Here is a 2,480-nt window from a genome sequence, read left to right as displayed (position 1 = left end):
GTCCACGAGGAGCCCGACCTCGCCGGAGTGCCGCCGATGCTCACCGGGCTGATCCGTGCCTGCCTGGCCGGGTGGTTCTGCGACGAGGCGTCCAGGACCGTCGGGGGCGGGCCGTAGGCGGCGGGACTGGTGCCGTGCGCCGGGGTGTCCAGGTCGAGGATGCGGGAGGCGTGCGTCGCGATCGTCGAAGCGACCGCAGAGGGGAGCCAGTCGGCGAGGACCTCGCCCGTACCGCCCGGCGCCAGCGACTGGAGGATCTCCGCCGGGCTCGGCCGGCCCGCGGGGTCCTTGGCCAGGCAGGCACGGATCAGCCCGGTGAGCATCGGCGGCACTCCGGCGAGGTCGGGCTCCTCGTGGACGACCTGGTAGAGCATCGCGGCCGGGGCCAGGTCGCCGAAGGCACTGCGGCCGGTCGCGGCGAAGGCCAGCACCGCGCCGAGCGAGAACACGTCGCCCGCCGTACCGACGTCCTTGCCGAGCGCCTGCTCCGGTGGCATGTAGCCGGGCGACCCGACCACAACTCCCGTCCGGGTCATACGGCTTCCGTCGACCGCCCGCGCGATGCCGAAGTCGATGACCCTCGGGCCGTCGGGTGCGAGCAGTACGTTCGACGGCTTCAGATCGCGGTGGATCAGCCCGGCCGCGTGGATCTCCTGCAACGCGGCCGCGAGCCCCGCGCCCAGCGCGCGTACCGTCGGCTCGGGCAGGGCGCCGTGCGAGGCGACGACGTCGGTGAGGTCGGGCCCCAGGACGTACGCCGTCGCGAGCCACGGCAGCGGAGCGTCGGGCGCGGCGTCGACCACGGGCGCGGTGTGGCGGCCGGAGACGGCCCTGGCGATGTCGACCTCGTGCCGGAACCGCTGCCTGAACGCCTGGTCGGTGGCGAGGTCCTGACGTACGACCTTCACCGCCACGGTACGACCGCCGGGCGAGCGCGCCAGATACACCCGGCCCATGCCGCCGGCCCCGAGTCTTGCCAGCAGCCGGTAGGGACCGAGTTCCCGCGGATCGTCCGACTGCAGTGGCTCCATGGCCGCTCTCACCCCGTTCGCGCGCTGCGCGTTTGCCTGTTGTCCGTTGCCGGCAGCCAACAGTAGGGGCACGTGCAACACGTGGGGCTGGTGGGGGTGGTGGGGTGCCCTTCCGGAAACCGTCCCACGCGCCCGTACCACCATGCTCGTGATCTCCAGAGGCCGGTCCTGAGCGCCGCCGGGCCGGGCTGCGTTGCCTTCGCTATAAAGGGAGGGAAGGGAGTTCCGCATGTCGCCGAAGCAGCCCAGGACCGAGCTCGACGCCCGCTACAGCTCCGCTCTCAACCCGCGCCCGGGCGCGGAGAACGTCACCGCCACCGACTGGGCCGAGGTGCAGCGCAGGCTGCGGGCCGCCGAGATCTTCTGGATCACCACGGTCCGGCCGGACGGCCGGCTCCACGTCACGCCGCTGATCGCCGCATGGCACGACGGGGCGCTGCACTTCAGCACCGGGCCGGGCGAGCAGAAGGCGAAGAACCTGGCCGGCAATGCCCACTGCGCACTCACCACAGGGCACAACTCGCTCTCCGAAGGACTCGACATCGTGATCGAGGGAACGGCGGAGCAGGTGACGGATCGTGGGCGGCAGGACGAGGTCATCGCCGCGTTCGAGGCGCAGTACGGGGACCACGTCACCTCGCCGGAGGGCACCTTCCACGGCTTCGGCGACAGCATCCGCACGGGCAACGACCTGCTGTTCGCGGTGGCACCCGGCACGGCGTACGGCTTCGGGCACGACGGCAAGGTGTTCAGCCACACCCGCTACACCTTCTAGCGGGACTGGACCTCGGTAACCCCGGCACGGCGACGTACCGGAGCTGGAACTGGCCGGGAACCTGCTGGAGCGGGCTGGTCGCGGTGTTCCTCGTCGGGGGAGGGGCCGGACCTCGGTGGTACCGCGGGTTGGTCCTGCGGATGCTCGGAGTCCCCCCGGACGCGAGGTCACCCGGCATCCCCTGACCGACCTCGCCCGATCCTGACGCGGGGCGCCAGGAAGGAGACCGGTCAGAGGTCGAGAACGGCCCAGAGGCGGCGGCCGTCCTCTGCGAGGTCTGTGCCGCAGCTGGAGACGATGCCGTGGGCGCTGAGCTCGGCGAGGACGTCGTCACCGTCCGGAGCATGGCCGACGGCCAGGTTGTGCTGGTGGGAGAGGACGAGGACACAGGCCTGGCCGTCCTGGTCGGAAAGGTGAACACTGATGCGCCGGCCGCCGTCCTGGAGGACCCCGCCCACCAATTCTCGCAAGACAGCCTCCACGGCGGGCTCGTCGGGCCGGTGCCCCCATGCGCGGAGCTGCGCGACGACCTGCCGCCCGGCTTTGGCCGGCGACCACGGGGCGTTCTCGTGCACCCAGTTCGCCGCTCGCCGGTCCTTCAGCGCCACGCCACGCCGCGCGGTCGCCATCAGAGGCGCGCCGGGCGGGGCCTCGCGGTCGGGCCGTGGCGGGGA

The 2,480-nt window shown here is 72.4% G+C and carries 3 protein-coding genes; 1 reads left to right on the top strand and 2 read right to left on the bottom strand.

Translation table 11 applies throughout. The features are described 5' to 3' along the window. Window positions 1-1,031, bottom strand: a 1,031-nt coding sequence (locus E2E34_RS33375; RefSeq protein WP_138905575.1) for a serine/threonine-protein kinase, incomplete at its 3' end; no start/stop codon positions are given. 229 nt (window positions 1,032-1,260) lie between these two features. On the opposite strand from E2E34_RS33375, the gene E2E34_RS33370 reads away from it, so the two are divergent. Further along, on the top strand, window positions 1,261-1,806 hold the full coding sequence (locus E2E34_RS33370) for a pyridoxamine 5'-phosphate oxidase family protein (protein WP_138905574.1): 546 nt from the start codon (window positions 1,261-1,263) through the stop codon (window positions 1,804-1,806). A gap of 230 nt (window positions 1,807-2,036) precedes the next feature. Here the strand turns inward: E2E34_RS33370 and E2E34_RS36840 are convergent. Beyond that, a partial coding sequence (locus E2E34_RS36840) for a hypothetical protein (protein ID WP_244316383.1) occupies window positions 2,037-2,480 on the bottom strand: 444 nt, incomplete at its 5' end.

It is taken from the genome of Streptomyces albidochromogenes (genome assembly GCF_005981925.1).
In the GTDB taxonomy this organism is placed as follows: Bacteria; Actinomycetota; Actinomycetes; order Streptomycetales; family Streptomycetaceae; genus Streptomyces; species Streptomyces albidochromogenes.
The sequence above is the reverse complement of the archived record's forward strand: the minus strand, read 5'-3'. Positions and strand labels throughout refer to the sequence as shown.